The 2271-nt window shown below is 67.1% G+C and carries 3 protein-coding genes; all 3 read left to right on the top strand.

Annotated features, from left to right (window positions below; all coding sequences use genetic code 11):
- Positions 1 to 930, top strand: a 930-nt coding sequence (locus tag ELR45_RS10715; RefSeq protein ID WP_165367661.1) for an ATP-binding protein, incomplete at its 5' end; no start/stop codon positions are given.
- Positions 921 to 1652, top strand: coding sequence for a DUF4192 family protein (locus ELR45_RS10710; RefSeq protein WP_129665749.1), 732 nt, complete (start codon positions 921 to 923; stop codon positions 1650 to 1652). The genes ELR45_RS10715 and ELR45_RS10710, both read left to right, overlap by 10 nt.
- A complete protein-coding gene (locus ELR45_RS10705) occupies positions 1652 to 1885 on the top strand; it encodes a hypothetical protein (RefSeq protein WP_129665747.1) in 234 nt (77 codons plus the stop codon). The genes ELR45_RS10710 and ELR45_RS10705 overlap by 1 nt, the downstream gene beginning before the upstream one ends.
- Positions 1886 to 2271: the final 386 nt, after the last annotated feature.

Below are 2271 nucleotides of genomic sequence, written 5' to 3'. Positions count from 1 at the left end.
CTGGCCGACGTAGCCGGACAAGAGGGCGCCATACACGCGATCGAGATCGCGGCCGCAGGACACCACCACGTTCTGCTTGAAGGCCGCTCCGGTTCCGGAACCACCACGCTGGCCAAACGGATCGCGGACATGATGCCGGACCTAACTGCGCAGCAGTCACTTGAGGTCAGCGCCATCCACTCCGCGGCAGCACTGCTGGGACCGGGCCGCTCGATGATTGTGCGCCCACCCGTCGTCCACCCAATGCATCCCCTTACTCCGGCGTCGCTGCTCGGCGGCAAACGCACGCTGGAGCCGGGCGCGGCCAGCCTCGCCCACCAGGGTGTGCTGGTCCTCGAGGACGCCCACGAGCACCCCGGCCAGGTTCTCGAGGCGCTCTGCGAACCGCTCGACCGAAACTCGATTACCATCTCACGGACCTCCCACACGGCAGCGTTGCCGGCATCTTTCCTGCTGGCGATGGTGCACAACACCGACGACGACGGCGACGGCACCCCGTCCGCGCCACACCCACGCCAACGGCACCGAATTCCGGGCCCGGTGCGTGACCGGATCGACATCCACCAACGCGTCGAACCGCCGTCACTGACCGACATCCGCCGCCGAACACAGACACCCGAAACCACGACAGCAGTCGCCGAACGCGTCGCGGCCGCCAGAGCGCGTCAAGCCCGCCGACTGGCCGGAACCCCGTGGACGCTCAACGGGCAGGTCCCAGCCGACCGTCTCCGCCGCGAACACCCATTGGAGCCCGATGTCATCGGGCCCGCTGACAACAAGTTGCGCATTGGTGAGGTCAGCGCACGCGGGCGGGACTGCATCGTGCGGATGGCCTGGACCATCGCCGACCTGGCAGGGCGCGACCGGCCCACCCGCGACGACGTCGCCTATGCCATCGACCTCAGGATGGGAGAGACACCATGGCGTTGACACCTCAGCAAGGCAGATGTCGAAGCGTGGCCGTGGTCGGCGTCGATGGGCATCTCGTCGACGTCGAGGCGCGGCTGGCTGGGGAGCACGGCTTCGATCTTCATGGCTTGCCGGGCGAAGGGACGGGCGCGGAAGATCAGTCTCGGCAACGGTTCCAGGACGCGTGTGCCAAGCTCAGTGATGAGGTGTGCCGTCGCGGCGCCGACGCAGTACGGCGGGACTCGCTGAGAGCGCTCCACGAGATGCGTGACCGCTTTCTGCGCGGAGACCGCGATATCGACGACGCTGATGTGATCCGCGCGCTGGCCGGGCTCGAAGACACGTGGGTCCGAGACACCCTCGTCACCTGGGGACTCGAGGAGCGTGGGGACGAGATTCGGGCATTCCTGACCGTCCTTGCGCAACATGCCGTCGACGGGGGCTGTGCGGCCATCTGCACAGTCCTTGCCGCGGTCGCGTATCAGCACGGGCATGGTGCACTCGCTCTGGTGGCACTGCAGCGAGCGCTGCGGGCAGAGCCGGAGTACCTGCTCGCGCTCTTGCTGGACTCGTTGCTGGATGCCCAGGTCAACCCACGTGAGATCCGGGCGATGGCGCAGCGGGTCCTGCGGGAGCTGATCGACCGCGGAGTCGTGCGCGACGTCGTCTGCGCCGTGGACCTTCCGGCTTGGGATGCGCGGGCCCATGTGCAGCATCGTGATGAGGACGAAGGGGAGCGCTGATGGCCTACGCGCGTTTCGGCTGGGGTCACTCCGACGTCTACGTGTTCTGGTGCGTGGACGGGTGTTTCACCTGCTGTATGTGTATTCGCGACGCTGACCCACACACGCCGGACGCCGAGGTGATGGCTGATCATCTGCGGTGGCACATCGAACAGGGCGACAATGTCCCCGACCATGTCATCCCAGCCATTCTCGGGGACGCCACGCCGGACAGCAATCGCGACCACTGGTGACCCGAGGTGCTTGCCCGTTGACGCTTCTGTCGCCGCTCACTATCTGCGTGTACTTGTGTGAGTCGGCGAGTCGGCGCAAGTACGTGGATATGCGAAACTCGCATATCCGCCGGTCGCCGTTCGTTCTGCCCTGGTAGCCGGTAACGTGAGGCGAGTCGCGTCGGCGCGACTGCCGACAGATTCTGGCTCGCCCGCCCGGGTATGTCGACCCCAGCCTGATCGGTGGCTCATACGCCAGCAGGGTCGGGTGAGGTGGCTCGGGCGCACGACTGGTGGGCGTTCCTGGCGGCGTTTCGTTCGGCGGGTGTGAGCACGCTTTCCGCCCTGAAGTCAGGAGCCGTGGTGGGCGGTGCGGAGGGCGGTGGTGGCGGCGTGGCCGATGGCGC

Origin of the sequence: Phytoactinopolyspora endophytica (genome assembly GCF_004138495.1) — a bacterium.
Lineage (GTDB): Bacteria > Actinomycetota > Actinomycetes > Jiangellales > Jiangellaceae > Phytoactinopolyspora > Phytoactinopolyspora endophytica.
The sequence above is the reverse complement of the archived record's forward strand: the minus strand, read 5'-3'. Positions and strand labels throughout refer to the sequence as shown.

Bases quoted from the DNA above. Each gene is read 5' to 3' on its own strand.
- ELR45_RS10710 (WP_129665749.1), top strand. From the start codon at position 921: ATGGCGTTGACACCTCAGCAAGGCAGATGTCGAAGCGTGGCCGTGGTC.
- ELR45_RS10705 (WP_129665747.1), top strand. From the start codon at position 1,652: ATGGCCTACGCGCGTTTCGGCTGGGGTCACTCCGACGTCTACGTGTTC.